The sequence below is a fragment of the Nonomuraea sp. bgisy101 genome (assembly GCF_057708945.1).
Genome location: NZ_JBYITD010000001.1, coordinates 603,642 through 630,005 on the forward strand (window position 1 = coordinate 603,642; position 26,364 = coordinate 630,005).

27 protein-coding genes, 1 tRNA gene and 1 pseudogene are annotated in these 26,364 nt (G+C 70.1%); 9 read left to right on the top strand and 20 right to left on the bottom strand.

From position 1 onward, the window contains the following. Positions 1 to 122: 122 nt before the first annotated feature. The 4 genes from AC3EO4_RS02790 (at position 123) to der (ending at position 4,399) form a co-directional block, all read left to right on the top strand. Positions 123 to 752 (top strand): TetR/AcrR family transcriptional regulator, encoded by a 630-nt coding sequence (locus AC3EO4_RS02790; protein WP_431893459.1) that lies wholly within the window; start codon positions 123 to 125, stop codon positions 750 to 752. Beyond that, complete coding sequence (locus AC3EO4_RS02795) at positions 749 to 2,128, top strand: carotenoid oxygenase family protein (protein ID WP_431893460.1); 1,380 nt, start codon at positions 749 to 751, stop codon at positions 2,126 to 2,128. The genes AC3EO4_RS02790 and AC3EO4_RS02795 overlap by 4 nt, the downstream gene beginning before the upstream one ends. Positions 2,129 to 2,221: 93 nt before the next feature. Next, positions 2,222 to 2,947: a (d)CMP kinase gene (gene cmk, locus AC3EO4_RS02800; protein WP_379579027.1), complete on the top strand. Its 726-nt coding sequence runs from the start codon at positions 2,222 to 2,224 to the stop codon at positions 2,945 to 2,947. Positions 2,948 to 2,980: 33 nt separating this feature from the next. Further along, entirely contained in the window at positions 2,981 to 4,399 is a 1,419-nt protein-coding gene (gene der / locus AC3EO4_RS02805; protein WP_379579025.1) for a ribosome biogenesis GTPase Der, read from the top strand. Between the two features lie 86 nt (positions 4,400 to 4,485). Here the strand turns inward: der and AC3EO4_RS02810 are convergent, their stop codons facing one another. Together AC3EO4_RS02810 and AC3EO4_RS02815 are read right to left on the bottom strand one after the other, a co-directional pair. After that, entirely contained in the window at positions 4,486 to 6,327 is a 1,842-nt protein-coding gene (locus tag AC3EO4_RS02810; RefSeq protein WP_431893463.1) for a multicopper oxidase family protein, read from the bottom strand. After that, positions 6,324 to 6,773 carry a DUF6220 domain-containing protein gene (locus tag AC3EO4_RS02815; protein WP_431893466.1) on the bottom strand — a complete coding sequence of 150 codons (450 nt, stop codon included), beginning with the start codon at positions 6,771 to 6,773 and terminating at the stop codon, positions 6,324 to 6,326. Before AC3EO4_RS02815 ends, AC3EO4_RS02810 begins: the two co-directional genes overlap by 4 nt. A gap of 353 nt (positions 6,774 to 7,126) precedes the next feature. Between AC3EO4_RS02815 and aspS the strand changes: the two genes are divergently transcribed. Beyond that, positions 7,127 to 8,380 carry an aspartate--tRNA(Asn) ligase gene (gene aspS, locus AC3EO4_RS02820; RefSeq protein ID WP_431893467.1) on the top strand — a complete coding sequence of 418 codons (1,254 nt, stop codon included), beginning with the start codon at positions 7,127 to 7,129 and terminating at the stop codon, positions 8,378 to 8,380. On the opposite strand, the gene AC3EO4_RS02825 is transcribed toward aspS, so the two are convergent. The 4 genes from AC3EO4_RS02825 to AC3EO4_RS02840 are packed head-to-tail and all read right to left on the bottom strand — an operon-like array spanning position 8,331 to position 11,550. Beyond that, entirely contained in the window at positions 8,331 to 9,824 is a 1,494-nt protein-coding gene (locus AC3EO4_RS02825; protein WP_431893469.1) for an MFS transporter, read from the bottom strand. The genes aspS and AC3EO4_RS02825 overlap by 50 nt on opposite strands. Beyond that, on the bottom strand, positions 9,821 to 10,468 hold the full coding sequence (locus tag AC3EO4_RS02830) for an LppX_LprAFG lipoprotein (protein WP_379579014.1): 648 nt from the start codon (positions 10,466 to 10,468) through the stop codon (positions 9,821 to 9,823). The genes AC3EO4_RS02825 and AC3EO4_RS02830 overlap by 4 nt, the downstream gene beginning before the upstream one ends. Before the next feature lie 16 nt (positions 10,469 to 10,484). Further along, the gene (locus tag AC3EO4_RS02835; protein WP_379579012.1) at positions 10,485 to 10,943 is read right to left on the bottom strand and encodes a MarR family winged helix-turn-helix transcriptional regulator; all 459 of its coding nucleotides are present in this window, start codon (positions 10,941 to 10,943) and stop codon (positions 10,485 to 10,487) included. A gap of 16 nt (positions 10,944 to 10,959) precedes the next feature. Further along, positions 10,960 to 11,550, bottom strand: coding sequence for a malonic semialdehyde reductase (locus AC3EO4_RS02840; RefSeq protein WP_431893472.1), 591 nt, complete (start codon positions 11,548 to 11,550; stop codon positions 10,960 to 10,962). 83 nt (positions 11,551 to 11,633) lie between these two features. On the opposite strand from AC3EO4_RS02840, the pseudogene AC3EO4_RS02845 reads away from it, so the two are divergent. Next, positions 11,634 to 12,424: pseudogene (locus tag AC3EO4_RS02845) on the top strand (cation diffusion facilitator family transporter). On the opposite strand, the gene AC3EO4_RS02850 reads toward AC3EO4_RS02845, so the two are convergent. The 14 genes from AC3EO4_RS02850 to AC3EO4_RS02915 form a co-directional block, all read right to left on the bottom strand. Continuing rightward, entirely contained in the window at positions 12,405 to 12,584 is a 180-nt protein-coding gene (locus tag AC3EO4_RS02850; protein ID WP_379579006.1) for a hypothetical protein, read from the bottom strand. The pseudogene AC3EO4_RS02845 and the gene AC3EO4_RS02850 overlap by 20 nt on opposite strands. 23 nt (positions 12,585 to 12,607) lie before the next feature. Next, positions 12,608 to 13,237: a 4'-phosphopantetheinyl transferase family protein gene (locus AC3EO4_RS02855; protein WP_379579004.1), complete on the bottom strand. Its 630-nt coding sequence runs from the start codon at positions 13,235 to 13,237 to the stop codon at positions 12,608 to 12,610. 33 nt (positions 13,238 to 13,270) lie between these two features. Next, complete coding sequence (locus AC3EO4_RS02860) at positions 13,271 to 14,176, bottom strand: hypothetical protein (RefSeq protein WP_431893476.1); 906 nt, start codon at positions 14,174 to 14,176, stop codon at positions 13,271 to 13,273. Between the two features lie 330 nt (positions 14,177 to 14,506). Further along, entirely contained in the window at positions 14,507 to 15,925 is a 1,419-nt protein-coding gene (locus AC3EO4_RS02865) for an MlaD family protein (RefSeq protein ID WP_431893477.1), read from the bottom strand. Further along, on the bottom strand, positions 15,922 to 16,950 hold the full coding sequence (locus AC3EO4_RS02870; RefSeq protein WP_431893479.1) for an MCE family protein: 1,029 nt from the start codon (positions 16,948 to 16,950) through the stop codon (positions 15,922 to 15,924). The genes AC3EO4_RS02865 and AC3EO4_RS02870 overlap by 4 nt, the downstream gene beginning before the upstream one ends. After that, the gene (locus AC3EO4_RS02875) at positions 16,947 to 18,005 is read right to left on the bottom strand and encodes an MCE family protein (RefSeq protein WP_431893482.1); all 1,059 of its coding nucleotides are present in this window, start codon (positions 18,003 to 18,005) and stop codon (positions 16,947 to 16,949) included. Before AC3EO4_RS02875 ends, AC3EO4_RS02870 begins: the two co-directional genes overlap by 4 nt. Continuing rightward, entirely contained in the window at positions 18,002 to 19,027 is a 1,026-nt protein-coding gene (locus AC3EO4_RS02880) for an MlaD family protein (RefSeq protein WP_431893484.1), read from the bottom strand. The genes AC3EO4_RS02875 and AC3EO4_RS02880 overlap by 4 nt, the downstream gene beginning before the upstream one ends. Then, a complete protein-coding gene (locus AC3EO4_RS02885) occupies positions 19,027 to 20,085 on the bottom strand; it encodes an MCE family protein (RefSeq protein ID WP_431893487.1) in 1,059 nt (352 codons plus the stop codon). The genes AC3EO4_RS02880 and AC3EO4_RS02885 overlap by 1 nt, the downstream gene beginning before the upstream one ends. 1 nt (position 20,086) lies before the next feature. Beyond that, the gene (locus AC3EO4_RS02890; RefSeq protein ID WP_431893489.1) at positions 20,087 to 21,106 is read right to left on the bottom strand and encodes an MCE family protein; all 1,020 of its coding nucleotides are present in this window, start codon (positions 21,104 to 21,106) and stop codon (positions 20,087 to 20,089) included. A gap of 3 nt (positions 21,107 to 21,109) precedes the next feature. Continuing rightward, complete coding sequence (locus AC3EO4_RS02895) at positions 21,110 to 21,964, bottom strand: ABC transporter permease (protein WP_379578988.1); 855 nt, start codon at positions 21,962 to 21,964, stop codon at positions 21,110 to 21,112. After that, the gene (locus AC3EO4_RS02900; RefSeq protein WP_379578986.1) at positions 21,964 to 22,755 is read right to left on the bottom strand and encodes an MlaE family ABC transporter permease; all 792 of its coding nucleotides are present in this window, start codon (positions 22,753 to 22,755) and stop codon (positions 21,964 to 21,966) included. Before AC3EO4_RS02900 ends, AC3EO4_RS02895 begins: the two co-directional genes overlap by 1 nt. 314 nt (positions 22,756 to 23,069) lie before the next feature. Beyond that, the gene (locus tag AC3EO4_RS02905) at positions 23,070 to 23,252 is read right to left on the bottom strand and encodes a hypothetical protein (RefSeq protein ID WP_431893492.1); all 183 of its coding nucleotides are present in this window, start codon (positions 23,250 to 23,252) and stop codon (positions 23,070 to 23,072) included. Positions 23,253 to 23,317: 65 nt separating this feature from the next. Beyond that, a tRNA-Met gene (locus AC3EO4_RS02910) sits at positions 23,318 to 23,391 on the bottom strand. A gap of 119 nt (positions 23,392 to 23,510) precedes the next feature. Then, entirely contained in the window at positions 23,511 to 24,905 is a 1,395-nt protein-coding gene (locus tag AC3EO4_RS02915) for an aminopeptidase P family protein (protein WP_431893495.1), read from the bottom strand. 148 nt (positions 24,906 to 25,053) lie between these two features. Here AC3EO4_RS02915 and AC3EO4_RS02920 point away from each other — a divergent pair, with 148 nt between their 5' ends. The 3 genes from AC3EO4_RS02920 to AC3EO4_RS02930 are packed head-to-tail and all read left to right on the top strand — an operon-like array spanning position 25,054 to position 26,362. Continuing rightward, on the top strand, positions 25,054 to 25,482 hold the full coding sequence (locus AC3EO4_RS02920; protein ID WP_379578980.1) for a CBS domain-containing protein: 429 nt from the start codon (positions 25,054 to 25,056) through the stop codon (positions 25,480 to 25,482). A gap of 32 nt (positions 25,483 to 25,514) precedes the next feature. Continuing rightward, a complete protein-coding gene (locus tag AC3EO4_RS02925) occupies positions 25,515 to 26,111 on the top strand; it encodes an Rv1352/Rv1906c domain-containing protein (RefSeq protein ID WP_431893498.1) in 597 nt (198 codons plus the stop codon). Further along, positions 26,108 to 26,362, top strand: a complete 255-nt coding sequence (locus tag AC3EO4_RS02930) for a Smr/MutS family protein (RefSeq protein ID WP_379578976.1) — start codon at positions 26,108 to 26,110, stop codon at positions 26,360 to 26,362. The genes AC3EO4_RS02925 and AC3EO4_RS02930 overlap by 4 nt, the downstream gene beginning before the upstream one ends. Positions 26,363 to 26,364: the final 2 nt, after the last annotated feature.

Here is a 26,364-nt window from a genome sequence, read left to right on the forward strand (position 1 = left end):
CCACGGTCACCCGATCGCTCGCCATGCGTGGGCTCCTTTCCTCGAACGCTCCCTTGACGCATGCCAGGACCGGGCGTACAAAGGTGGTAACAGCGTTACCGCATAGAAACGGCGTTACCCGCATGACGGCATACAGCGAGGCGCAGCAGGTCGGGCAGGAGGCAGTGAGGGCCGCGATCCTCGACGCCGCCATCCATCTGCTGGTCACCGAAGGGCCCGGCGCCCTGACCGTGCGCAGGATCTCGGGCGAGGTCGGCTGCTCGACCAAGGTGATCTACACGCTGTTCGGGGCCAAGGAAGGGCTGGCGGAGGCGCTCTGGTTGGAGGGCTTCGCCAGATTCGAACGCGCCCTGCTGGCCGCGCGCGCCGACGCCGACCCGCTGACCAGGCTGTCCGAGTGCGGGATCGCCTACCGCGCCTACGCGCTCGCCGAGCCCGACTACTACCGGGTCATGTTCCAGGGCGCGCTGCCCGGTTTCGTGCCCAGCCCCGCCGCGATGGCCGCGGCCCGCAGGGCCTTCGCGATCCTCTACGCCGACGTCGAAGCCTGCCTGGAGGCCGGGCGGCTGCGCGGCGGCACCGCCCAGGAGATCGCCGACCTGCTGTGGATGGCCGCGCACGGCGCCACCAGCCTCGAACTGTCCGGCCACATCGACCCGGCCGAGGCGGAGCGGCGGTTCGTGACGCTGTGCGCGTCGGTGCTGTGCCCATTCCTGTCCGACCCGAGCGACGAGAGGACACCACCTCCATGAGCACTCCCTACAGGAACGGCTTCGCCCCCGTCTCCGAGGAGATCACCGCCTTCGACCTGCCGGTCACCGGGCGGATCCCCGCCGAGCTGTCCGGGCGTTACCTGCGCAACGGACCCAATCCGTTCGGTCTCGACGACCCGGCCGCCGCGCACCTGTTCCTCGGCGAGGGCATGGTCCACGGGGTACGGCTGCGCGACGGCAGGGCCGAGTGGTACCGCAACCGCTGGGTCCGCAGCGCCGAGGTCGCCAGGCGCCTGGGCGAGGAGCCGAGGCCGGGCGCCGTCCACGGCGGCATGGACTTCGCCGCCAACACCCACGTCATCGGCCACGCGGGCAGGACGTTCGCGACGGTGGAGGCGGGCGCCCGTCCCTACGAGCTGACCTACGAACTGGAGACGGTCGGGCCGTGCGACTTCGGCGGGACGCTGCCGGGGGGCTACGCCGCCCACTCCAAGCTCGACCCGCACACCGGCGAGCTGCACGCCATCGCCTACTTCTTCGGCTGGGACCACCACCAGCACGTCGTCATCGACCCGCAGGGCAGGGTCAGCAGGACCGTCGACATCCCGGTCGCCGACGCCCCGATGGTCCACGACCTGGCGCTGACCCAGCGCTATGTCGTGATCTACGACCTGCCCGTCACGTTCAGCATGGAACACGCGGCCAAGGGGGCGCCGCTGCCGTACAGCTGGAACGACGACCATCCGGCGCGCATCGGGCTGCTGCCGAAGGACGGCGGCGGCGAGGTGCGCTGGATGGAGGTGGAGCCCTGCTGGATCTTCCACACGCTCAACGCCTACGACGACGGTGACCAGGTGGTGATCGACGCGGTCCGCTACCCCAAGAGGTTCGTCGACGCGCGGCTCGACCTCGGCGGCCCGCCGACGCTCGAGCGGTTCACACTCGATCTCACCTCGGGCAAGGTGACCGAGACCAGGCTCGACGACAGGGCGCAGGAGTTCCCGCGCGCCAACGAGCGGCTCACCTCCCTGCCCTACCGGTACGGCTACGCGGCCGCGGCCGAAGACCTCGTGGACGTCATCTACCCCGCCGACACCGAACTGGAGGACCTGCCCGACACGGCGTTCGGCAACGCGCTCATCAAGCACGACCTGAAGGCCGGCACCCGGCAGTCGCGGAACTTCGGCAGGGGAGCCTCCGCCGGCGAGCCCGTGTTCGTCCCCGCGCAGGGCGCCGCCGCCGAGGACGACGGCTACGTCATGGCCTTCGTCAACGATCCCGGCAGGGGTGCCACCGACCTGGTGATCCTCTCCGCCCAGGACTTCACGGGCGAGCCGGTGGCCACCGTCCACCTGCCCGCCCGCGTCCCCCTCGGCTTCCACGGCAGCTGGGTGGCCGACACAGGCGCGTCATGAGTGACAGACGGCGCTCGTGGTCTCTTCCGTCGGATGGCATGGCCGCGAGGCGGTAGCCTCTTTAGGTTGGGAAAACGTGAAGAGGGAGAGGCCGTGACCGCTCTGGTCGTCGCCATGGACGGGCCTTCGGGGTCGGGTAAGTCGAGCGCGTCGCGCGGGGTGGCCCGCGCGATGGGGCTGCGCTACCTGGACACGGGGGCGATGTACCGCGCGATCACCTGGTGGATGCTCCAGCGGGGCGTCGACCTGACCGACCCTGCGGCGATCGCGGCCCAGGTGGACGAGCCCTCGCTCGTCTCCGGCACCGACCCCGACGACCCCACCGTCCACGTCGACGGCGTGGACGTGGCGGGGCCGATCAGGAGCCAGGAGGTGACCGGCGCCGTGTCGCTGGTCGCCGCCGTGCCCGAGGTGCGGGCCAGGCTCGTCGCGATGCAGCGGGAGATCATCGGCAAGGGCGACATCGTGGTCGAGGGCCGCGACATCGGCACCGTGGTCGCCCCCGACGCGACGCTCAAGGTCTATCTGACCGCCAGCGCCGAGGCCAGGGCGCTGCGCCGTACGGCGGAGCTCAACGTCGAGGCGGGCGGACCGGGCGGCACCACGGTGGAGGCACAGCAGGCCGCGATGGCCAGGCGTGACACCCTCGACTCGACACGGAAGACCGACCCTCTCTCGATGGCGGATGGCGCCGTCGAGGTCGACACCACCGCGCTCAACCTCGAAGAGGTCATCGCGGAGGTGCTGAGGTTGATCGGGGAGCGCTCGAGCCAGGAGGAATCCGAGCTCGATCGCGCCCATATTCACGAGCGCGCCTGACGTCAGGCGCGGTACTCAAAGGAAACAAGACACGTGACTACGGGGGAGTACGACGACTCCGGCTGGATCGAGGCCGAGCTCGCCGACATGGAGATCCCTGCCCACACCGAGGACGAGCAGGTGGCGCTGCCGGTGCTCGCCGTCGTCGGGCGGCCGAACGTCGGCAAGTCGACGCTGGTCAACCGCATCATCGGCCGCCGGGAGGCGGTCGTCGAGGACGTTCCCGGCGTGACCCGCGACCGCGTCACCTACGACGCGACCTGGCGCGGCAGGCGCTTCACCGTCGTCGACACCGGCGGCTGGGATCCCGACGCGACCGGCATGAACCTGCGCATCGCCGAGCAGGCACAGATCGCGGTCGAGCTGGCCGATGTGATCCTCTTCGTGGTCGACGCCGTCGTGGGCGCCACCGACGCCGACGAGATCGTCGGGGGCGTGCTGCGGTCCTCGGGCAAGCCGGTCATCCTGGCCGCCAACAAGGTCGACAACCAGCAGATGGAGCTGGAGGCGACCTCCCTGTGGTCGCTCGGTCTCGGCGAGCCGTACCCCGTCTCGGCGCTGCACGGCCGCTCCTCCGGCGACCTGCTCGACGTGGTGCTCGACGCGCTGCCGCAGACGCCCAAGCAGACCTTCGGCGAGGCGAAGGGCCCGCACCGGGTGGCGCTGCTCGGCAAGCCCAACGTCGGCAAGTCCTCCCTGCTGAACAAGCTGGCGGGCGAGGAGCGGGTGCTGGTCGACCCGATGGCGGGCACCACCCGCGACCCCGTCGACGAGCTGATCGACCTGGGCGGCACCACGTGGCGCTTCGTCGACACCGCGGGCATCCGCCGGCGCGACCGTGAGCTGCAGGGCGCCGACTTCTACGCCGCGATGCGCACCCGCGCGGCGCTGGAGAAGGCGGAGGTGGCGATCGTGCTGATCGACGCCTCCGAGCCGCTGACCGAGCAGGACCTGCGCATCATCGGCCTGGTCATCGAGTCGGGCAGGGCGATGGTCGTGGCCTTCAACAAGTGGGACCTGGTCGACGAGGACCGGCGCTACTACCTGGAGAAGGAGATCGACAGGCAGCTCGTCCGCACCCCGTGGGCGCTGCGGGTCAACATCTCCGCCAAGACGGGCCGCCACATGGACCGCCTGGTCCCGGCGATCGAGAAGGCGCTCGACTCCTGGTCCACCCGTGTGCCGACGGCGCGGCTCAACGCCTTCCTCACCGAGCTGGTGCAGCAGACGCCGCCCCCGGTGCGCGGCGGCAAGCAGCCGAAGATCCTCTTCGCGACGCAGGCGTCGACCGAGCCGCCGAAGTTCGTGCTGTTCACCTCGGGCTGGCTGGAGGACACCTACCGGCGCTTCATCGAGCGGCGGATCCGCGAGGAGTTCGGGTTCGCGGGCTCGCCCATCGAGGTGACGATGAAGATCCGTGAGAAGAAGAAGGGCGCCCCGGCCAAGAAGTGACCCCAGGGCCTTCGGGGGGCCTCATCAGGGCGCGGCCCTGGGTCCCCCGCGAGGCCCCGCGGGTCCGTGGCCACGAGGGCGGGCGCTCACTCCGGGTGGTTGTGGGCGTCGAGCGTGAAGGGACTGCGCACGCCCTCGTAGGCCAGGTGCAGCGTCATCCCCTCCGCCGCGTGGCTGAGCTCGTGGCAGTGGGACAGCCACACCCCGGGGTTGTCGGCCTTGAGCGCCACCTCCCACACCTCGCCGGGCGCCACGTCGAAGCTGTCCATCCACACCGGCGCCGCCCGCACCCCGTCGCGCGACAGCACCAGCACGTGGTGGCCGTGCGGGTGCATCGGGTGCAGTTCCCCGCTCCTGTTGACCACCGTGAACCGCACCCACTCGCCCCGCCGCACGACCGCCGGCGGCACCCTGGGCCACACCTGCCCGTTGACCGTGTGCGAGAGCATCGGGATCCCGCCGCGCAACGCGACGAGCCGGTCCAGCACCCACGTGTACGACCTGTCGAACCGCTCCGGCACCTGCGCGCCGCCGCCGTAGCGGGTGATGTCGAGGAGCGGCCCCGCGGCGGGCGGGGGAGCGGCGCCCGAGCCCGGCGTGAGCAGCAGGCCCGCGGCTCCGGCCGACATCAGCACGGGCCGTGACGGCATGGTGAACGCCAGGTCGTAACGTCCGCCCGCGGCGAGCTGCGCCCGCTCGTCCGCCAGCACGCGGCCGGCCACCGCCATGCCGTCCACCGCCGCGATCCGGTACGGCACGCCGCTGACACCCAGCGTCCTGGGCCCGTTGTCGGTGTTGACCACCCGCAGCCGCACGGGCGTGCCGGCCGCGACGGTCCGCGTGGCGGTGCCGTCGGCCGGAGGCCCGCCCGCCACCGACACGGTCAGCGCACCCCCGAACGTGTGCAGCGCGACGGGCTCGTCGAACCCCTCGGGCGCGGCGGGATCGACGGTGAGTGTGCCGAACAGCCCCGCCTGCAGCGCCAGGTTGGGCGTCTCATGCGTGTGGTACCAGTAGCTGCCCGGCTGGTCGGCGCTGAAGCGGTAGACGAACGAGCCGCCTTCGCGGACGGCGTCCTGCGTGAGCCCCGGCACGCCGTCCTCGCCGTTGGGCACGTGGTAGCCGTGCCAGTGCAGGGTGACGCCCCGGTCGGCCAGCTCGCTGCGCAGCCGTACCTCCACCGTCTCGCCCTGCTGTACGCGGAGGGCCGGGCCGGGGGAGGCACCGTTGAAGGTCAGCGCCTCGACCCTGCGACCCGAGGCGAGCGTGATCGTGGCCGCTTTCGCGGTCAGCTCGAAGCGCCGGACAGGGCCGCCGGAGGGGCCGCGCAGCTCGCTGACGCCGACGGAGCCTGAGGGGGACAGACGCAGCGCGGCGGCGGGGCGGGCGTTCCACATCGACAGGCCCGTCCACGCCACCGCCAGCGCCGCCACCACGGCCCCCGCCACCCGCCACGCTCGCCCCCGCCGCCCCCTGCGTGTGAGCATCGACCAGGTGGCGGCGCTCGCGCCGAGGACGGCCAGCACCAGCACCACCGACGGGTACGGCGCGAGCGGATACCCCATCCCCACCGAGACGGCCGCCCCCGCCATCCCCGCGTAGGCCGCGGCCAGCGGGAAGACGACGGTCAGCGGGGTGAAGGAGCCGCGCAGCATCCTGGGCAGCGACACCACCGCGGCCGCCAGGGCGGGCGGCAGCAGCAGGGGGAGCGCCAGCGTCACCTTCTCGCCCGCGAACCACCACCCCGCGCTCGCCAGCCCCGCGGTCACCGCGACCCTGCAGGCCGTCGCCAGCAGGGCGGCGAGCACCAGCAGCGCCGACGGCACGGCTTTGCGGGAGACCAGGGCGTGGCCTCCCGCGAAGCCCCACGAAACGGCGACCAGAATGACCAGGATCCGGTCGAGCGCGAGCAGCGCGGCCGTGCTCACACGGTTTCGGTGGCCCGGTGGCCCGTCGCGGTCTTGGCGTGGGCCTGCGCCCCCCGCCATGCGGAGATGGCCGCGCCCAGCAGCAGGACGCCGACGATGGCGTGGAAGCCCAGCACGTACAGGCTCGCGGGCGAGGTCTTCTCCTGCGTCGCGCCGGCCAGCTCCGCCAGCGGGAACAGCACGAACATCTGGACGGCCACCAGGACGATGGGAGCGGCGCAGGTGCCGATGAGCTTGCCGGGCGCGCGGGCGATGGCCGCGATGATCGTGGTGATCAGGGAGACGGCGGGGATGAGGATGAAGCCGTTCATGACGTGCCACCCGATCGCCGCCGCCTCGGGGTTGGACGGCCTCGGCGTCTCGAACGCGCCATAGGTCGCGAGGTAGAACTGCAGAACCACGAGGGCGAGCTGGATCACGGTGAAGACGACCAGGACCTTGCGCATGTCGTGCTCCTCAGGGGGATCGGTCCTCCCATGCTGAGCGCGAGATACCCACTCCCGCATGAGTAGCCCCATACTCACCCGCTCTGTAACGCGTGCTAGCATCCTGCGCAACACGTCGAGGGAGACGAGTAACCCGGGCCCGTCGAGGGCCGAGAGAGCCGCTGGAAGCTGGGAAGGCGGTCCCACGACCCCGGGCGAAGACACTCCTGAGTGCGGGGAGGAAATGCCCCGCCGGGCTGACCTCCGTCACAGGGTCGTGTGAGGCCGCTCGCGAGAGCGGCGAAGGCGCGGTGGCACCGGGAGTTCCCTTCTCCCCCGCGTCCCCAAGGGATCATGCGGCTCAAGGAGTTGTGATGATCTCTCGTGTCCTGTCGGCGGAGCTCGCGGAGCACGCCGGACAACGAGTGAAGGTCGCCGGGTGGGTTCACCGCAGGCGACAGCTGAAGTCCGTCTCGTTCCTCATCCTGCGCGACCGTACGGGTCTGGCGCAGGCGGTCCTGTCCGGCGACCTGCCGGTGGAGGAGAGCGTCGTCGAGGTGACGGGCGCTGTCACGGTCAACCCGCAGGCGCCCGGCGGCGTCGAGCTCACCGCGCCGGAGATCACCGTGCTGGCCGAGCCCGCCGTGGCACCGCCGTTCGACCTCTACCGTCCAGGAGTGCCCGCGGCGCTGCCCACGATCCTCGACCACGCGCCCGTCGCGCTGCGGCATCCCGCGCTGCGCGCGCCGTTCCAGATCGCGGCGGCCGGTGTCGCCGGGTTCAGGTCGGCGCTCGACTCCCTCGGGTTCACCGAGATCCAGACGCCGAAGATCGTCGCCTCGGCCACCGAGTCGGGCGCCAACGTGTTCGGCATCGACTACTTCGGCAGGCCCGCCTACCTCGCCCAGTCGCCGCAGTTCTACAAGCAGGCGATGGTCGGGGTGTTCGAGCGGGTCTACGAGGTCGGCCCCGTCTTCCGCGCCGAGCCGCACGACACCGCCCGCCACCTGGCGCAGTACACCTCGCTCGACGCCGAGCTGGGCTTCGTGCGCGACCACCGTGACGTGATGGCGGTGCTGAGAGAGGCGCTCGCGGGGATGACCGAGGAGGTACGGCGGCGCGCGGGCCAGGCCGTGGAGACGCTCGGCGTCGCGCTGCCCGAGGTGCCGGGGGAGATCCCCTCGATCCACTTCACCGAGGCGCAGGAGATGACCGGCGAGGACGAGCCCGACCTGTCACCCGCGCAGGAGCGGTGGCTGTCGGAGTGGGCGATGAGGGAACACGGCTCGGAGTTCCTGTTCGTCACCGGCTACCCCATGGTCAAGCGGCCGTTCTACACCCATCCCGACCCCGAGCGGCCCGGCTACTCCAACGGCTTCGACCTACTGTTCAGGGGGCTGGAGCTGGTCACCGGCGGGCAGCGGCTGCACAGGCACGCCGACTACCTCGCCGTGCTCGGCGAGGACGTCGGGCCGTACGAGGGCTACCTGTCGGCGTTCGCGCACGGCATGCCGCCGCACGGCGGGTTCGCGATCGGCCTGGAGCGGTGGACCGCCAGGCTGACGGGGGCCGCCAACGTCAGGTCCGCGACGCTCTTTCCCCGCGACCTGCACCGGCTGGCACCCTGACCACCAGCGCGACCGCCGCGCCGAGCACGCACAGCGCGGCGGTCGCCACGAACATCTCGGTGTACTCCACCCGCAGCGCCGCCTGCACCTTCGCGGTGTAGGCGGCCAGCCGGCCTGCGTAGGTGGCAGGGTCGACGCCGAGGGGCAGCGGGGTGTCGAGGTCGGCGGTGAGCGACTGGAAGCGGTAGAACCCCCACGCCGACACCGCGGCGATCCCGATCAGCATGCCCATCATCCTGGCCACCACGACCGCGGCGGAGGCGACACCGTGCTGGGCGGCCGGCATGACGCGCAGCGCGGCCGAGGAGACGGGCGCGATCACCACACCGAGCCCGGACCCCGCGACCACGAGGTCGAGCGGGCCCGTGAGCGAGCCCGACAGCAGCCAGAAGCCCGCCGTCGCCACGACCAGCCCGGCGACCATGACGGGCGGCTCGCCGTACCTCCTGGTGAGCAGGCCGCCCGCCGGCGCACCCGCCACCAGCGCGCCGAGGAACCAGGCCAGCGTGAGCGCCCCGCCCAGCGCGTCGGCGCCGAACAGCGTCTGCGAGGCCAGCTGCACGAACACCATCGTGACCAGCAGCGCCGCGCCCGACAGGAAGCTGACGCCGAGCGTGGCCAGCAGCGGCCCCTTGGGGACGCCGGTGAGGTCGAGCAGTCGGACGGGGGAGCGGATCTCCCACCAGACGAACGCCGCCGCGACCAGCAGGCCCGCGCCGATCAGCGGCGGGCCCCACGCGGGCAGGACGGCCTTGGCAGGATCGGGGTTGTACAGCCCGGCCACCAGCAGCCCGAGCGCCACGGCGAGCAGCGCGCCGCCGGCGACGTCGACCCTCCCTGCGCGCGCCTCGGACGCGGGGACGGTCCGCTGGACCGCGACGGCGGCCAGCGCCGCCAGCGGCACGTTCAGCCAGAAGATCGCGTGCCAGCCGCCCAGGTCCACACCCAGCAGGGAGAAGGCGGGCAGCAGGGCCACGACCGCGCCGTAGAGCGGGCCGAGGGCGCTGCCGAGCTCCTGGGCGGCCCCGACGGCGCCGAGCGCCACAGGCCGCTCGTCGTCCTTCCACAGATCGCCGACCAGCGCCATCGTGATCGGCAGCAGCGCGCCACCCGCGACGCCCTGCACGGTACGGCCCGCCACGACCATGGGCAGGGAGGCGGCCAGCGCGGTGAGGACCGAACCGAGGGCGAAGCAGGCCAGGCAGGCGTGGATCAGGGGGCGCCTGCCGTACCGGTCGGACAGCTGGCCGAGCAGCGGCATCGCGGCCACGTAGCCGAGCAGGAACCCGGTGACGACGGGGGTGACCCGCTCCAGCCGGTTGATGGGGACGCCGACGTCCTGGGCGATGCCGATCAGGACGGTGACGACCACGTACGCGTCGAGGGCGGCCAGCAGGACGGCGGTGCCGCCCACCCCGAGAGCGACGTTGCGGCGCGGGTTCATCCGGCGGGCGGGGTGATGGTGAACCGGGCGTCGTAGTCCGACAGCGTCACCGTGACGGATCCGCCGTCGAGCGGCAGGTCGATCCTGGTGAGCCTGCTGGAGGCCGTGTCGATCCAGAGCTTGCCGTTGATGTCGGCGGTGACGCCGGGGATCAGCGCGCCCATCGTCTTGCCTGGGAAGGTGGCGGCGACGCGGTAGGCGCCGCCGTCCACCGCCTCGGTGGTCGGCTGGCCGAGCCCGCCGAGCAGCGCCGAGATGCCCTTGTCCGGATCGAGGAGCGTCGAGGGATCGTAGCCCACGCCCGTCATCAGCAGCTGCTTCGGCACCTTCTGGTAGCCGCCCGTCGTGGCCTTGAAGTGGACCGTGTCGCCGATTATCACGAAGCTGAACTCCTGCAGGCTGTTCATCAGCGAGATCTGCAGCGTGCCGTCGGCGTCGCCGGTGGAGGTCAGCCTGCCGTCGGCCTTCTTGAGCTGGATCTTGGGCGTGCCGTCCGTCGTGATCGAGAACGACGCGCTCGTGACCGCCTTCATCGCCTCGGCGGACTTCTTCACCAGCTCAGGGCCCTGGGGCAGGGCCTCCTGGCTGGAGCAGGCCGTCAGCGCCATCGCGAGGGAGAGGGCGAGGAGGAGCTTTCGCAGCATGCCCGGATCGTAGCGCTCAGCGCAGACTCTTGAGGTGCTCGAGAATCGGGTTGTAGGCCTGTTCGAGCGCGTCGAGCTGGTCGTCGGTCAGCAGGTCGACGAAATGCTCGCGCACACTGGCGACGTGGTAAGGCGCGACGCGCTGCATCGTGGCCCACCCCTCCTCGGTCAGCACCGCGAACGTGCCGCGTCTGTCGTCGGGGCAGTCTTCCCTGGTGACCAGGCCCGCGGCCTCCATTCTCGAGATCTGGTGCGACAGCCGGCTGCGCGACTGGATCGTGGCGTCGGCCAGATCGCTCATGCGCATGCGCTTGCCCGGACATTCCGAGAGGTTGACGAGGATCTCGTAGTCGTTCACCGAGAGGCCGAACTCCTGGAGATCGATGCCGAGGCGGTGCATGAGGAGCTTGTGCACGGCGAGGTGGGCACGCCAAGCGCGCTGTTCTGTCGTGGTAAGCCAGCGAGGCGTGCTCATGATCCCAATTTACCTCTCAGACGACGGTGACGACCTCGTCGTAGCTGAGTCGATGCTGACGCGGGTAGTGGGAGTCGCTCTCGGCGTGCCTGCCGATGTTGACCACGGCGACGGCGTGGTGGCCGCCCTGCGGGAAGAACTCCTTGCTGAGGCCGTCCGCGTCGAAGCCGCCCATCGGTCCGGCCGCCAGGCCGGCGGCGCGCAGGCCGACGATGAAGTAGGCGGTCTGGAGCCCGGCGTTGAACTTGGCGGAGGCGACACGTCCGGCCTCGTCGCGCTCGAAGCCGTCCCTGGCGTTCGGGTTGGCAGGGAAGAGCCTCGGCAGCTCGTGGTGGAAGTCGAGGTCGGCGGCGAGGATCGCGACCAGCGGCGCCTTGCCGATCTTCGGCTTGTTCCCTGGCGCCATGTGGGCGGTCAGGCGCTCGCGGGCCTCGTCCGAGCGGACCAGCAGCACCCTCAGCGGCTGGCCGTTCATCGCCGTCGGGCCGTACTTCACCAGGTCGTGGACGGCGCGAATCTCGTCGTCGGTGACCGGCTCGCCGGTGAAGCCATAGGTGGTGTGCGCCTCGCGGAACAGAAGGTCCTGGGCGTCCTGTGACAGCAGCATGTCGACTCCTCACGGGGTTCGGTTCTGCCGCTCTGCAACATAGTAGAAGATTCAACTATTCCCCTCACGTAGAGTGATCTCTCGTGGCGGAGTCGACAGGGACGGTCATCGTCGCGGGCCTGGCCAATCTGGCCATCGCGGCGGCGAAGCTGGTCGCCGGCCTGCTCGGCGGCTCCGCCGCGATGCTCTCCGAGGCGGCCCACTCGACCGCCGACACCGTGACCGAGTTGTTGCTGCTGCTGGCGGTACGGAGAAACCCCCCGACCGCCGCCACCCCTTCGGTCACGGCAAGGCGGGGTTCTTCTGGGCGCTGATGGCGGCGGGCGCCACGCTCGTCGGTGGGGCCGGCTTCTCCATCACCCACGGATTCCACGCGATCACCCACGGGGAGGACCTGTCGGACCTCCGTCTGTCCTTCGTCGTGCTGGCCGTCTCGTTCGTGATCGAGGCGATCTCCTGGGCGAAGGCCATGTCGCAGGTCCGCAAGGAGGCCGAACGGCGCGGCATCAGCCCTCAGGCCTTCGTCCTGCGCACCTCGGACACCGCGTTGAAGGCCGTCCTGTTCGAGGACACGGCGGCGCTGACGGGCCTGGTGATCGCCGCGCTCGGCCTGCTGGGCGCCCGGCTCACGGGCGATCCCGTATGGGACGGCGTCGCCTCGGTGCTGATCGGCGTCCTGCTGCTGGCGATCGCGCTCAAGCTGATCGTGGACAACGCCTCGCTGTCGAGATCGCCTGTGACGAGGTGGACGCGAGGCTACGCGAGCAGTTCCCCGGAGTCGTCCAGGTCTTCCTGGATCCGACGCCTACTCATGTCAGGAGGAAACGCGCGCGGTAGGCCGCAGGTCCAGGGGTCTAGCCGTAGAAGTGCATGACGACCGCCAGGCCGACGAAGTGCATCAGCACGACAGCGGTGATCAGGGAGATGAAGACGAACTTGGCGGGGCCGTGCTCGAAGTGCTTGCCCTCTTCCAGGGGCTTGCGCTTGGCCATCCGGTCCGCGATGCGCTCCTCGATGGGCTTCTTGTAGAACACATTGGTATCTTACCGTCTACCTGCTAATTTATCGGAATTCTGGTCGCCGGGCGGTCGGTGATAACAGTCACAATCACCGGTCCGTGAGCCGTCCACTCCAGCAGGTGCCGCCCCTGCCACTCCTGGCGCTCCTGGTCGGCCAGCCCCGACAGATCCACCTCGCGCAGCCGGCCGAGGGTCAGCTCGCCCCGCTTGACCAGCGCCTCCTTGCGCGCCCAGATCCTGATGAGGCCGGCGTTGCCCGTGACGAGCGCCCGCTCCCCGCTGGTGAGCACCTGGCCCGCGAGCCCCTCGTCCATCGGGCCCTGGCTCACCCGCTCGGCGTCGACGCCGACCCTGCCGTGGCCGGCCGCCGCGCACACGTAGCCGCGCGTGTGGCTCAGGCTGACGCCCAGCTCAGGAGCTTGCTCCAGGTACGGCCTGCCGTGACCGGGGCCGTGTACCTCGCAGTGCTGCAGCAGCGTGAGCTTCTCCGGCGGCAGGCCGAGATAGGCGGCGGCGCAGTGCCGTACGAGCAGGTGGGCGGCGACGAACGCACGACGGTCGGAGTCGTGGACGAACCTGGCCGCCCGCTGCCTCTCCACCTCGGTCAGCCAGTCGGCCGAACCCGTGACTTCCTCGACGGGAGCGCCCATCGCCACTGGATCACGCATCCGCCCAGACTAGAGGCCGGGCCGCGAACGGCTCTAGCCCTTCTTGTCGAGCTTCGTCTCGGTCTCCTTGGCCGCGCCGAGGACGGTGACGTCGCTGACCTTCCACACGCCCTTCTGCTTGATCATGACCATCTTCAGGTGGGTGCCGAGGACGTTGCGCACCGCCTCCTTGCTCGTGACCTGCTGGTCGACCGAGACCAGGGCCTTGGCTGAGGCGTCGTCGACCTCCGAGAGGTACACCTCGCGGACCGTCGCCTTGGACACGGCCTCAAGCTTGACGATCACCTGCTCCATCGGGCCGCCGAACGCCTCGTCGTAGGTGGCCAGGAAGTCGCCTGCGGTCATCGCGATGACCTTGCCGCGCGTGGTCTGCAGGTCCTTGTAGTCATAGCTGAGCAGGGTGGTGGCGAACGCGCTCGCCGCGCCGGAGACATCCAGGCGCAGCAGCCGGTCGTGCTCCAGCGGGGCCAGCCGGCTCTGGAGGCGGTCGGCGCTGATCCACTGCACGACGGCGGTCACCCCCGCCGTCGCCAGGACCAGCGCCAGCACCGCCCCGATCGCCATCCCGCGCCACCGCGCGCCGCCTCCCGCGCCCCTACGTCGGGCGTCCCCTTCACCGCCGTCTCCTTCAGCGGGGTCCCCTCCAGTGAGGTCCCCTGCACCCGCGTCTGCCGTCGTCGGGTCGTCGGCCTTCCCGTTCGCCGTCCGCGCCTCCGAGGGGTTCACGTCCGCGGTCTGCGGGTCCGCCGTCTTTCGTTCGGCGGTCTCTGGGTCGGCTGTCTCCGGGTCCGCCGTCTTCGGGGGTGCGGATGTCGACGCCGAGGTCTGCTCCAAGGCGGGCTTCGGCTCGGCGCTTCCCGGCGCCTCGGCCGCCGCGCCGGAGGGCGCGCTCTCCTCCTCCCGGGTGGTCTCCTCGGCGAGGTCCTGCTTGGTGCTCATCGGTGACTCCCGAGGAGACCACGGGCTTCAGCCTTGGTGAGGAATCGGGAGCTCGAGAGGGCCGTCAAGGCCCGAGCGGTGCAGTGACCTTTCCTGATCCGCATCGCAGCGACCTCTCTTGGTATGGTTCAGGTGTTCGGACGGGCTGGTGATATCCAAGCTGGCCTGTGTGGGCCTACCGCCGGGCTGGCGGGATGTGAAGCCTGTGGAGGCTACGTAAGACCGGTCGCCCACCTTCGGGTGTGTGTGGGCTGTCGCCTGTGAAGCAGGAAGATCCGACCCGTGAGGGCTGGAATCCCCCGGATTCATCCGTGGGGAGGATGTCAAGTGTCACTCCGTTCCGCGGCGGCGAGAGGACCGCCCCACCGCGACCCAGCCCAGCACGCCGCCGCAGACGACGAGTGCCAGGAGGACCGCGATGACGAGCGGTGCGAGGTTCTGCGAGGTGGCGGTGAGGGTGGGCTGGTCCTGAGCGGCGGCGGCAGAGGGGCCGGTGGCCTCGGGCAGGCTCTCATCGGCCCCGGACTTCGCCTCGGCCTTCCCCTTGGCCTGCGCGTCGGTCTCGGTCTCCGCCTCGCCCGAGCCGGTCCTGTCCGCGTCGGCGGAGGGTTCGGCCTGCCGGCCGTCCGCGGGGGACGTGGGGCTGTCGTTGCCCTCGTGCGGGCCCCTGTCCTGCGTGAAGTCCACCGTGGCGACCGGCGCGTGCCTCGGGCACTTCAGCAGCGGCGCCATCTTCGGCGGCCCGATGGGGTTCTCGTACTCCTCGGCCGGCTGCGGACCGCCGGGAACGCTGAAGATGAACGTCGACTTGCCGTACACGGTGCCGTCGGGGCGTTTGTCGCTGATGTCGTCGGCCAGGCTGAGCGCGGTCGGGACGCTGCGCAGCAGGTGGTTGAGGTTGCGTTCCGTGGCCGCGGAGAAGATCGGCCGGTGCGGCAGGCCCGCGGCCGTCAGCGCGCAGGAGAAGCCGGGCCTCGCCGTCCTGAGCAGGGTGTCGATCTGCCCGAACACGCCCGGCCCGTTGTCGAGGAAGGCGTACAGGTCCTTGCGGGACTCGCGCAGCGATCCGGTCACCGTGGCCAGATCGGTGATGCCCGCGGCCAGCTTGTCCCTACGGCCGGCCAGCGTGCCGGTGAGCTGGGTGAGCTGCACCGCGAGCTCGTCGAGTGTCCTGGAGTTGTCGGCGAGGGTGTCGGTCAGGCCGTGGGCGTCGTCGATGATGCTCCTGATGGACGGCGCCCGGCCGTCCAGGGACACCGCCAGCTCGTGGGTGATCGTCTTGGCGTCCTTGGCGGGGACGGCCTCGAGCAGCTTGCCCACGCCCTCGAACAGCTTCTTGTAGTCGAGCGGTACGGTCGTCCTGGCCAGCGGGATCACGTCGCCAGGCGCGAGCGACGGCCCGCCCACGCCGGTCTTGGGCGGTGACAGCTCCACGTACGGCTCGCCGATGGCCGATTTGCGCCGCACCTCCGCCGTGCTGGCCCTGGGGAGCCTGATCTCCCTGTCGATGTCGAGCCCGACCACGATCCTGCCGGGCGCGAGCCGTACGTCGCCGATCTTGCCGACGCGGACGCCGAGGTAGGCGACGTCGAAGCCGCGCACGAGGCCGGGAGAGGAGACGAACTCGGCCGAGACCCTGTAGGGCCGGGTGATCACGTCGAGCTTGATGATCGTGCTGAACGCCCAGACCGTCATCACGAGGCCCAGCAGTGCGAAGAAGACCAGGTTGAGGTAGATGCGGGGTCTCATCGCGGCGGCTCCCACAGCAGGCGGAAGTCGTCCTTGCGGTTGGGCTGCGGGCCCGGGTCGACGTTCGGCGTGTTCGGGATGATGCCCTTGTTCTTCGGCAGCAGCAGGCCCTTCAGCCAGATGTAGATCAGCACCTGGCCGTTGACCGTGATCGGCGGGAGGTCGATGTAGGCCTGCATCCTGGTGATCAGCGTCTTGAGGTCCTCCTTGCCGCGCAGCATCGACGCGCTGATGGCGTCCACCTCACGAAGCAGCGTACGGAGCCTGGCCGCATGGCGCGGGTAGACGGTGACATTCGCCTCCTTCGCCAGTTTCGTCAGCGCGACGATCGCCTTCTTGATGTGCTTGCGGCCGTGCTTGACCCTGTCGGTGGCGGCGGCGAGCGTGCCGGGGAGCCTGTCCAGCTCCTCGCTCCCCTTGGCGAGCTGATCGCCGAGCTTGGCCAGCCCCTCGATGGTGCTCGCGATGTCGGCTCGCGCGGCCGCGTAGCTGTCGGTGACCTGCGCGGTCTGCCTGATCAGCTTGTTGAGGTCGTCGCCCTTGCCCTCGAAGGCGGTGGAGGCGGCGTCGAGGATGGCGTTGACGTCCTGGGCGCCGAGAGCCTCGATCAGCGGGCCCGCCTTGGCGGTGACCTGCTCGATGTCGGCCTCGACGCTGGTGTCGGTGATGGTGGCGCCGCCGGCCAGGAAGGGCCCGGTGGTCAGATCCTTGCCCTTGGGCGGCTTGAGCAGCACGTAGTTCTCGCCCAGGATCGAGGTCTTGGCCACCGTCGCGCTGGTGCCCACGGGGATCCGCTTGTCCTGCTGGATCGCCATCGTCACCTTGGCCCGGTAGCCGTCCAGCCGCACGTCGGTGACGGTGCCGACCCTGACGTCGGAGATCTGCACGCTGTGGCCCACCACCAGGCTCTGCACGTCGGAGAACGTCGCCGACACCGTCAGCTCGCCCTGCGTCGCGCCGATCGTCTGCAGCGTGCACCCCGAGGTGGTGAGGGCCAGGGCGAGCGCGGCGTGTCCGACTCTCATCGCTTCCCCCGCTCGTAGGGACAGTTGCTGAGCCCGCCCGGCAGGCACGTCAGCTTGGGCAGGTTGAGCGAATCGAACAGGGGCGCCAGCCAGGCCCTGGTCATGGCGTTCAGCACGACACGGATCTTGAGGACGTGCTGGTCCCTGTCCCACGCGTCGATGATCACGTCGGCGAAGTCCGCCGCGCCCTTGATCGTCTGCGCCATCTGCTCGCTGTTGGCGCGCACGGTGAGGACCATCTCCGACAGCGTGGCGATGCCCTGGGGCAGGCGCTCCTGGTAGGCCTCGATGAGCACGTCGCCCCGCCGTACGAACTCGGCCATGCCGGAGATGAACCCGCGCAGCCGCCGGCGTTCCTCCGCCAGCGTGGCGCTGGCCTCGGCGAAGGCGTCGATCGTCTTGGTGACCTGGCCCTCGCGCTTGTTGAGGCTGGTGGCCAGCTTGTTGAGGCCCTTGGCCAGGTCGATGAGCTGCTCGTCCTGCGCGGCGAGCGTGTCGGTCAGCTCAGCGGTGTCGGCGAGCGCGTTGTTGATCGTCTTGCCACGGCCCCTCACGCCGTCGGCGAGGTCGCCCGCCACGTCGCCGAGCTTGTCGGTGTCGAGGGCGTCGGTGAGCTTGGTGAAGGCGTCGAGGGCGTCGTCGATCTCCACGGGCAGGTCGGTGCGCTCCAGGGGGATCACCGCGCCTGGGGCGATCTTCGGCTGCCCGGGCTTCCACGGAGGGTAGAGGACGACGTTGCGCTCGCCGAGGGTGTTCTGCGGGGCGACGACGGCCTTGACGTCCCGGGGCAGGGGGATCTCGGGGTGGACCGACATCTCCACCCGCACCCTGTCGCCCTCGATGGTGATCTTCTCGACGGTGCCCGCGTCGAGGCCCATCACCTTGACCCTGGCCTGTTCGTAGAGGCTGGGGGCCTTGGAGAAGATCGCGACGAGATGGTAGGGGGCGGGGCCGAGGAGTGAGCACCCGCCGGTGGCGGCGAGCATGACGATCATCACGAGCACCGCCGTCCCGCGTCGCGCGAGGGCCCGGACGTCCAGGGTGCCGGAGGTCATCGGTCGTTCTTCCTGTCCTTGGCGATCGCGGCCAGCACCTCGGGGTTGATCGGCCCGAGCCCGGTGGCGATGGCCTCGATCCACGGCCCCTGGCCGCCCATCGTCGCCAGTCCCGCGAACGTCGGCCCCGCCCACCCCAGCACCGAGTTGAACTTCTCCCTGCTCCCCGTCAGCTTCGTGGTGATCGCGCTGGTGTTCTCGAGGGTGTCCACCAGGCTCTTCTCGTGCTCCACGATCAGGCTGGTGGTGCTGGAGACCAGGGCGCTGCCCTCTCCCAGCAGCGTGCGCAGCTCGGCCCTGCGCGCCCGCAGCTCGTCGAGCATGATCTCGATCGCGTCGATGAGCCGCCCGATCTGCTTGTCCTTCTTCTCGAGGACGTCCATGATCCTGGTGCCGTTGTCGAGGAGCTTGCGCAGGTCGGGCTGGCTCTTGCTGATCGTGTCCGACAGGTCGCCGATGTTCTTCAGCAGCCGCGTCACCCGTCCCCGCTTGGCGAGGTCGACCTTGGCCAGCTCGGTGAGGAGCTTGTCGACCGCCTTGGTGTCGAGCTTGTCCACCAGCCTGGTCGCGTCCTTCAGGGCGTCGTTGATCAGGACAGGGGTGCCGGTGCGCTCGACGGGGACCGTTCGCTGCGCCTCGGGCAGCTCGTCGAGGTACGGCGCCGCCACCGCGCCCGTCAGCTTCACGTACCGCCCGCCGAGCAGGTTGGACAGCGTGATGTCGGCCCTGGTGTTCCTGCCGAGCCGTACGTCGCTGTCGACCTTCCAGGTGACCACCACGTGGCCCTGGGAGTAGTCGGGCCGTACCTCGGTCACCTCGCCGACGCGCACGCCCGCCACCCGCACGTCGTTGCCCGTCTTCAGCCCGCCGGAGTCGACGAAGATCCCCGACATGTAGTAGCCGCCCTCGAAGAGGCCGAGCGTGCCGACCAGGAACGTGCCGACGAACAGCGAGCCCAGGACGCCGAGGGAGACCAGCCCGACGACGATCTTGTTTCTGTCGCGGAACGACTTCAGCGCCATCAGTCACCCACCATGAGCCTGCGCAGGTCCTTGGAGCTCTGGATCTTCAGGCTCTCCCGCAGCGGCGGCGGCGTGTCCATGGGATAGGGGCAGGGCGAGGGCCCCAGGGCCACGCACGGCACGGCCGAGATGAAGTAGTGGCCGCGGTTGACGCTGGAGTAGGCACGGCTGAACAACGGCTGGATGGTGTTCACCGTCCTGTCGACCTTGTCCACGTTGCGGCGGATGCCTGCGGTGAGCCTGGCGAGGGTGTCGGTGACCGCGCCGAGTTCCTCGGCGTTCTTGCCGAGGACCTCGTTGGAGACGTGGAAGGTCGTCGACAGCTCCACCAGGGACGCGTCGATCAGCTCGCGGTTGTCGGCGAACGACTCCGAGAGGGTGACCAGGTTGTCGACCAGCGTGGCGATCTGTTCGTCGCGCTTGGCGACCACGCCCGTGACGGTGGCGTAGTCCTTCAGCAACTGGCGGATGAGCTCCTTGCGCTGGTTGACCGTGCCGGTGATGTCGTTGACGTTGTCGAGCAGGCGGGGGATGTTCTTGTCGTTGCCCTCCAGCGCCCTGCCCGCGGCGGTCAGCAGCTGGTTGATCTGCTCAGGGTCCAGGCTTCTGGTGAGCGGGCCGAGGTCGCTGACGAGTTCGCCGATGTCGACGACCGAGGCGGTGCGGGCGATGCGGGCGCCCGGCGCGAGCTTGTCGGGTGCCGTGCCGGGGACGAGGTAGACCACGCGCTGCCCGACGGCGTTGCGCCACCTGATGGCGGCCTCGCTGTCGGAGGGGATCCGCACCGCCTCCTGGACCTCCAGCGTCACCTCGGCCCTGCCGTTCACGACCTTGATGGACCTGACCTGGCCGACGGGAGCGCCTGCGATCTTGACCTGGTCGCCCTCCATCAGCCCCGACACGTCGTCGAACGTGGCGACCAGCGGATATCCCGCGCCCGTGCTGACCCTGGCGATCTGTACGGCGAGCACGACGATCAGCGAGGCGGTGATGGCGAAGAACAGGCCGAAGCGCAGGAGCGTCCAGCGGCGGACGACACGTTCTCTGGAGGCGGCCATTTCAGCGCCTTCCGTCGGTCGGGCCGCAGGAGCCCACGATCAGCTCGCAGATGTCGGTCGCGACGAACGCCTCCACCTGGAGCTGGCGGCTGCCGTCAGGGCCGGGGGCCTCGATCAGCTTGTTGAGCAGGTCCACCAGTCTGGTCACGCCGCGCACGCCGTCGCCCGCCAGGCCGAGCTGGGCGTAGATGAGCGCGGCCACGCGCTCGGCCGAATGCACGCCTTCGCGCAGGTTCCCGCGGTGCTTGCGCAGGCCGTGGGCGCCGAGCTCGGAGACGTCGGAGATCTGGTCGAGCAGGACACGCACCTTCTCGGCCCGCTCCAGCAGGCTGGGGGTGACGGTGTTGACGTCGGAGGCGATGGAGACGATCTCGTCGCCCTTGTCGGCGAGGCCGGCCGACAGGGCGGCGGTGTCGCGCAGGAACGTTCTGGCCCGCTCGCGATGCCTGTGCGCGACGCCGACCACGGTGCCCGCGTCGTCGACGAGCTCCCGCATCGTTTCGCCCTTGCCTTCCAGGCCCTTGGCGATCGTGTGCACGATGACGGTGACCTCGCGGGGATCCACCGCGTCCAGGCCCCTGTAGGCGTCGCCGAGCGAGTCCGACAGGTCCAGCGGCTCCTCCGTGTCGGTGATCACGGCTCCCGCTCCCAGGTAGGGGCCGCGTACCTCACCGGAGCCGAGCCGCAGGTCGACGAACTTGGGGCCGAACACGGAGGTCGGCTCGATGGAGGCGACCGTGGTCTGCGGCAGCCGCACCCCCGGCTGGATGTGCATGGTGACGACCGCCTGGCCCTTGCCGTTCAAATCGACCGCGGTCACGTCGCCCACGGTGATGCCGCGGATCTTGACGGGGGAGTTGGTGTCCATGCCCTGCCCCGCGCGGCCGAACACCGCCTGGATCCTGGTGCCGCTGACCTCCGTGACACCACGCACGAGGAAGAACCCCGCCGCGACCAGGACCAGGACCAGGATCAGAGCCACGGCCATGCGGGCCGGCAGGGACAGCTCGTTACGGCCCATGGCTCACCCCGTCAGCTTCACGCCGCTGCCGTCCCCCCAGAACAGGAACGACAGCAACAGGTTGAGCAGGACGATCGTGACGATCGACTGGCGGATCGCGCGCCCTGCGGCCACGCCGACGCCGACCGGGCCGCCCGTGGCGTAGAAGCCGTAGTAGCAGTGGATGACGATGACCACGAAGGCGAAGACCGCGACCTTGATCACGCTATAGACGATGTCGCTCACCGGCAGGCCGATGTAGAAGTAGTAGTCGTAGACGCCCGGCGCCATCCCGAACAGCACCGTGCACATCAGCCGGGTGGCGAAGAAGCTGGCGAACAGCGCGATCAGGTAGATCGGCAGCAGCGCGATCAGCGCGGCCACCACGCGGGTGCAGATGAGGTAGGTGAAGGCGTTGATGCCCATCACCTCCAGCGCGTCGATCTCCTCCGAGATCCGCATCGCGCCGAGCTCCGCGGTGAACGAGGAACCCACCTGCGCGGCCAGCGCGACCGCCGCGATGATCGGGGTGATCTCGCGGACGTTGGCGAAGCTGCCGACCAGGCCCATGAACGACTCGGCGCCGATCGCCTGCAGGCCCTGATAGCCCTGCAGGCCGACGGTGGCGCCCACGACGAAGGCCATCGTGAAGACCACGAAGATCATGCCGCCGCCGATGACGGTCGCGCCGACGCCCACGACCACGTCGCTGACCTGGCGCAGGACGACCTTGAGGTACTTCAGGCGCAGGATCACGTCGCGGACGGAGTAGAAGAGCACCTTCCAGATGAACAGCGGCCAGTCGGCCAGGCGGGCGAAGCGCTCGCTCGCCTCCCTGCCTGCCCCGGCCAGGCGCAGGCCCGCCGTACGGGTGACCATCACAGCACCTTCGGGGGGAAGGCGAGGAAGTAGATCGCGGTGATCACGTAGTTCATCGCGAAGACCAGCATGAACGTGACGACGGTCGCCTTGTTGACCGCGCGGCCCACGCCGACGGGGCTGGTGGCACAGGTCATCCCCATGTAGCAGGACACGGCGGCGGCGATGAAGCCGAACACCCACGCCTTGAACAGCGTCACGATCAGGTCGGTCGTCACGACCAGCGACAGGGCACCGTCGAAGTACGCCCCGGGGGTGACGCCCTGCACGACCACGTTGAAGAAGTAGCCGCCCGTCGCGCCCGCCACGATCACCAGCGGGGCCAGGCAGACCGCGACCGTGCTGGCCGCCCACATGCGCGGCGTGACCAGGCGGTGGATCGGGTTGACCGCCATGACCTCCATCGCGGCCAGTTCGTCGCGGATGTGGCGCGCGCCGATGTCGGAGGTCATCGCGCTGCCCCCGGCGCCCGCGATGAGCAGGGCACTGGCCATCGGCGCCACCTCGCGCACCAGGCCGACGAAGACCGCGCTGCCCGTGGCGGAGGAGGCGCCCAGCTGCCAGGCCAGCTCACCCACCTGCAGGGCGACGGTCGCGCCCAGGGGGAGTGAGACCAGCAGCACGGGAACGCTGGTCACCCGGGCCAGGAACCAGCACTGGGTGATGAACTCCCACCACCACGTCTTGATGTCCCAGGTACGGCGCAGGCCCTCGAGGACGATCACGAACAGCTCGCCCACCTGGCCCAGCACGCTTCCGGCCTTGCGGCCCACGTACCCGGTCAGCGCCATGACCACCTCGGGAGGCTCGACTATGGATCAGTCACCTTACTGACGGGTAGTCCAGTAAGTCGATGCTTCCAGCGGAATTTGAGGAAAAGGTATGAGGCGCAGCTCACAGGTTGTCAGCCCACCACGAAATGTAACTGCTCCGTGACCTTCGGGTGGAAAACTCGCGCGGCCATATGGTGCCGGTCAGCGCCTCGCCGGGGATGCGGGCCGTGCCGGGCTGGTCGGCGTTCGTCGGCAGCAAAGGCGGCGCTGCGGGAGCCGGCCGACTCGCTGCGCCAGGAGGAGCCGGGCAACGGGGTGCGGGTCACGAGCGTCTACGCCGCCGCGACGGCGACGGACCGGCTGCGTGAGATCAGGGCGGCGTTCGGCAGGCCGTACGACGCGCAGGCGTGCATCAGTCCCGGGATGTTGGCGTCGATGATCGTGTGGCTGTCGGCGGCCCTGCCGACGTCTGCGAGCCGGCCGTCCTGCCGACGCCTCGCTGAACCGAGGCCCACGGGAGTGCGGAAACCCCGGGGAAAGCGGAAGGCCCGGCCGTGTGAACGGCCGGGCCTTCCAGAAGTAGCGGGGACAGGATTTGAACCTGCGACCTTTGGGTTATGAGCCCAACGAGCTACCGAGCTGCTCTACCCCGCGTCGACATGTTCAACACTATCAGCTCCCCGGCGTGCTCGAGCCCGGCCGTTCGCGAGGTGGCCGGGGACGCCGGGGCCGGTGGCCACGCGGCGCCCGGAGAGGCGCCGCGTTCGCGGGGGTCAGCCGAGCAGGGTGGACATCCAGCCCTCGACCTCGTCTGGGTGGCGGGGCAGTCCTGCCGACATCAGCCTGGCGCCGTCGGCGGTGACGACCAGGTCGTCCTCGATGCGCACGCCGATGCCGCGGAACTCCTCGGGCAGCGTCAGGTCGTCGGACTGCAGGTAGAGGCCCGGCTCGACGGTCAGGACCTGGCCCTCCTCCAGCACGCCGTCCAGGTAGCTCTCGGCCCTGGCCTTCGCGCAGTCGTGGACGTCGAGGCCGAGCATGTGCCCGCTGCTGCAGACCGTGTAGCGGCGGTAGAGGCCGCTTTCGATGAGGCTGTCGGGGGAGTCCTTCAGGACGCCCCACGCGTGCAGCCCTTCGCAGATGACCCGCATCGCCGCCAGGTGGAAGTCGCGGAAGCGCGCGCCGGGGCGCAGCGTGTCGATGGCCGCGTTCTGCGCCTCGTAGACCAGCTCGTAGACCTGCCGCTGGACCGGCGAGAAGCGCCCGGACAGCGGCAGCGTCCTGGTGATGTCGGCGGTGTAGAGCGAGTCGGTCTCGATGCCCGCGTCCAGCAGCAGCAGGTCGCGGGAGTCCAGCCGCCCGTCGTTGCGGATCCAGTGCAGCACGTTGGCGTGCGCGCCCGAGGCGACGATGCTGTCGTAGCCGACCGTGTTGCCCTCCAGGCGCGCGCGCAGTCCGAAGATCCCCTCCAGGTACCGCTCGCCGCGCCGCGAGCCGAGGGCCGCCGGCACGGCCCGCACCACGTCCTCGAACCCGCGGGTGGTCGCGTCGACCGCGAACTGCAGTTCGGCGACCTCCCACTCGTCCTTGACCAGCCGCATCTCCGACAGGAAGCGCTCCAGCTCCGCGTCGCCCTCGCCCCGCGCGACCTTCGCGTCCACGGAGGCGTCCACCCCGCGCAGGACCCGCGCGGGCCCGTCGAGGGACAGCTCGCCGATGTGGGCGCACTCGACCTGGTAGAGCTCGCGCGCCTCGGCCAGGTCGGGGCGGCGGCCGACCCAGAACTCCCCGTAGCGCCTGTCGCGGTAGAACTCCTGGCTGCCCGCCCGCGGCGAGCGCGGGCGCAGGTAGAGCACCGCCTCGCCGGTCGGCTCGACGACCAGGACGTCGTCGGGCTCGGTGTCACCCGTCAGATAGACGAAGGCGCTGTGCGTCCTGAACCGGTAGTCGCTGTCGTTGCTGCGCACCTTCAGCGAGCCCGAGGGGATGACGAGCCGCTCACCGGGGAACCGGGCGGCGAGCGCGGCCCGCCGTTTGGCCGCCCACGGCGCGACGGGAAGCGGCTCCAGGCCGGTGTGGCGGGTGTCCGCCCAGCCCGTTTCCATGAAGGCGGCCAGTTCGTCGGTGATGGGCAGATCGTGGCTGCCGGTATTGAGCATTTCGGACATGGCGGATCCCTGGGGATAGGAGGTGGTATTTCACATGCTACGGCTCTCACGCCCTCCAGCACCCTAACGGGAAAATCAGCCTGGCTCATGATTGGCCTGAGCGCGCTGAGGGGAGAGTCAGGGGTACCTACAGCCGAGGTGGTGGTCCATGCTGATCGGAACGATCTTGCGGAGCAAGGGATCAGATGTGGCGACGGTACCCCCGAGCGCCACGGTACGAGAACTGCTGGCCGTGCTCGCCGAGCTGAACATCGGCGCGGTCGTGGTCTGCGAAGACGACTCGATGATCGCCGGCATCGTGTCCGAACGCGACGTCGTGCGCAGGCTCCACGACACGGGATCCGCGATCCTGGACGCGCCGGTCTCGCAGATCATGACGGCCGAGGTGCGCACCTGCCAGATGGACTCCAATGTCGACGAGTTGCGCAGGACGATGACCAACCACCGCATCAGGCACGTGCCCGTGCTGGACGCGGGACGGCTGGTCGGCATCGTGAGCATCGGGGACGTGGTGAAGAGCACCATCGAGCAGCTCGAAACGGAGAAGGCGTCACTCGTCGACTACCTGCACCGCTGACCGGAGGCGGGGGACATGGCACGCTTGTCTCCGTGACGTACGGCCACCCCCCGCCACCGCGCGCGTCGAACAGCCCGACGCTGATCCTGCTCGCCTCGGGGCTGACCGGGATCCTGGGCTTCCTCATCGGATTCTTCGCCGGGCTCGGCTCATCCGAGCCCGCGGCGGCGCCGTACTCGGCGCCGGAGATGACCGTGACCATGGAAAGCCCGACGGAGACGCCGACAAGCGCGCCCACGGGCACTCCCACGGGCGCATCCACAGGCGCGTCCACGGGGACCGGCGACGGCGGCCTCGTGGCCAGCCCTCCGGCGGACGGCGTTCCGACGACGCAGGTGAGCCGGCCCCCCTCCGCGAACCCGACCTCGGGACAGCAGCCCACCTCGGGCGGCACCCCGCCCGGCAGCGGGCTGCAGGTGGTCGGCACCGACATCCAGCCGGGCACCTACAAGACCGACGGCCCCGCCCCGGGGCAGCCGCTGTGCTACTGGGCACGGCTGAAGGGCACGGGAGGCGACCCCGGCGACGTGATCACCAGCGGGATGCCCACAGGCCCCGCCACCGTCACCATCGAGGCAACCGACAAGGCCTTCCAGAGCGGGGGCTGTGGACCATGGGTGAGGCTGTGAAACTCAAACTCGACCTGCACGACATCTACAACAAGGGCGACCAGATCGACAGGGCGCTGCGCGGGATCATCGACGAGGCCATCCGCACACGGGCCACCGAGGTGGAGATCATCCCCGGCAAGGGGAGCGGGCAGCTCAAGAAGAAGGTGCTGCGCTTCCTCGACCAGAAGGAGATCAAGGCGCTCTACCACCGCATCGACAAGGACGCCAAGAACCACGGACGACTCTTCGTGTACTTCCGCCACAAGTAGGG

Excerpts from the sequence above, each read along its gene's own strand:
- AC3EO4_RS02890 (WP_431893489.1), bottom strand. The coding sequence starts at position 21,106 with ATGGGCCGTAACGAGCTGTCCCTGCCGGCCCGCATGGCCGTGGCTCTG.
- AC3EO4_RS02880 (WP_431893484.1), bottom strand. The coding sequence starts at position 19,027 with ATGGCGCTGAAGTCGTTCCGCGACAGAAACAAGATCGTCGTCGGGCTG.
- AC3EO4_RS02825 (WP_431893469.1), bottom strand. The coding sequence starts at position 9,824 with ATGAACCCGCGCCGCAACGTCGCTCTCGGGGTGGGCGGCACCGCCGTC.
- AC3EO4_RS02790 (WP_431893459.1), top strand. The coding sequence starts at position 123 with ATGACGGCATACAGCGAGGCGCAGCAGGTCGGGCAGGAGGCAGTGAGG.
- AC3EO4_RS02855 (WP_379579004.1), bottom strand. The coding sequence starts at position 13,237 with ATGCGTGATCCAGTGGCGATGGGCGCTCCCGTCGAGGAAGTCACGGGT.
- AC3EO4_RS02895 (WP_379578988.1), bottom strand. The coding sequence starts at position 21,964 with ATGGTCACCCGTACGGCGGGCCTGCGCCTGGCCGGGGCAGGCAGGGAG.
- AC3EO4_RS02900 (WP_379578986.1), bottom strand. The coding sequence starts at position 22,755 with ATGGCGCTGACCGGGTACGTGGGCCGCAAGGCCGGAAGCGTGCTGGGC.
- AC3EO4_RS02795 (WP_431893460.1), top strand. The coding sequence starts at position 749 with ATGAGCACTCCCTACAGGAACGGCTTCGCCCCCGTCTCCGAGGAGATC.
- aspS (WP_431893467.1), top strand. The coding sequence starts at position 7,127 with ATGATCTCTCGTGTCCTGTCGGCGGAGCTCGCGGAGCACGCCGGACAA.
- AC3EO4_RS02815 (WP_431893466.1), bottom strand. The coding sequence starts at position 6,773 with ATGCGCAAGGTCCTGGTCGTCTTCACCGTGATCCAGCTCGCCCTCGTG.
- AC3EO4_RS02865 (WP_431893477.1), bottom strand. The coding sequence starts at position 15,925 with ATGAGACCCCGCATCTACCTCAACCTGGTCTTCTTCGCACTGCTGGGC.
- AC3EO4_RS02885 (WP_431893487.1), bottom strand. The coding sequence starts at position 20,085 with ATGGCCGCCTCCAGAGAACGTGTCGTCCGCCGCTGGACGCTCCTGCGC.
- AC3EO4_RS02830 (WP_379579014.1), bottom strand. The coding sequence starts at position 10,468 with ATGCTGCGAAAGCTCCTCCTCGCCCTCTCCCTCGCGATGGCGCTGACG.
- AC3EO4_RS02920 (WP_379578980.1), top strand. The coding sequence starts at position 25,054 with ATGCTGATCGGAACGATCTTGCGGAGCAAGGGATCAGATGTGGCGACG.
- AC3EO4_RS02860 (WP_431893476.1), bottom strand. The coding sequence starts at position 14,176 with ATGAGCACCAAGCAGGACCTCGCCGAGGAGACCACCCGGGAGGAGGAG.
- AC3EO4_RS02840 (WP_431893472.1), bottom strand. The coding sequence starts at position 11,550 with ATGCTGCTGTCACAGGACGCCCAGGACCTTCTGTTCCGCGAGGCGCAC.
- AC3EO4_RS02915 (WP_431893495.1), bottom strand. The coding sequence starts at position 24,905 with ATGTCCGAAATGCTCAATACCGGCAGCCACGATCTGCCCATCACCGAC.
- AC3EO4_RS02870 (WP_431893479.1), bottom strand. The coding sequence starts at position 16,950 with ATGAGAGTCGGACACGCCGCGCTCGCCCTGGCCCTCACCACCTCGGGG.
- AC3EO4_RS02835 (WP_379579012.1), bottom strand. The coding sequence starts at position 10,943 with ATGAGCACGCCTCGCTGGCTTACCACGACAGAACAGCGCGCTTGGCGT.
- AC3EO4_RS02875 (WP_431893482.1), bottom strand. The coding sequence starts at position 18,005 with ATGACCTCCGGCACCCTGGACGTCCGGGCCCTCGCGCGACGCGGGACG.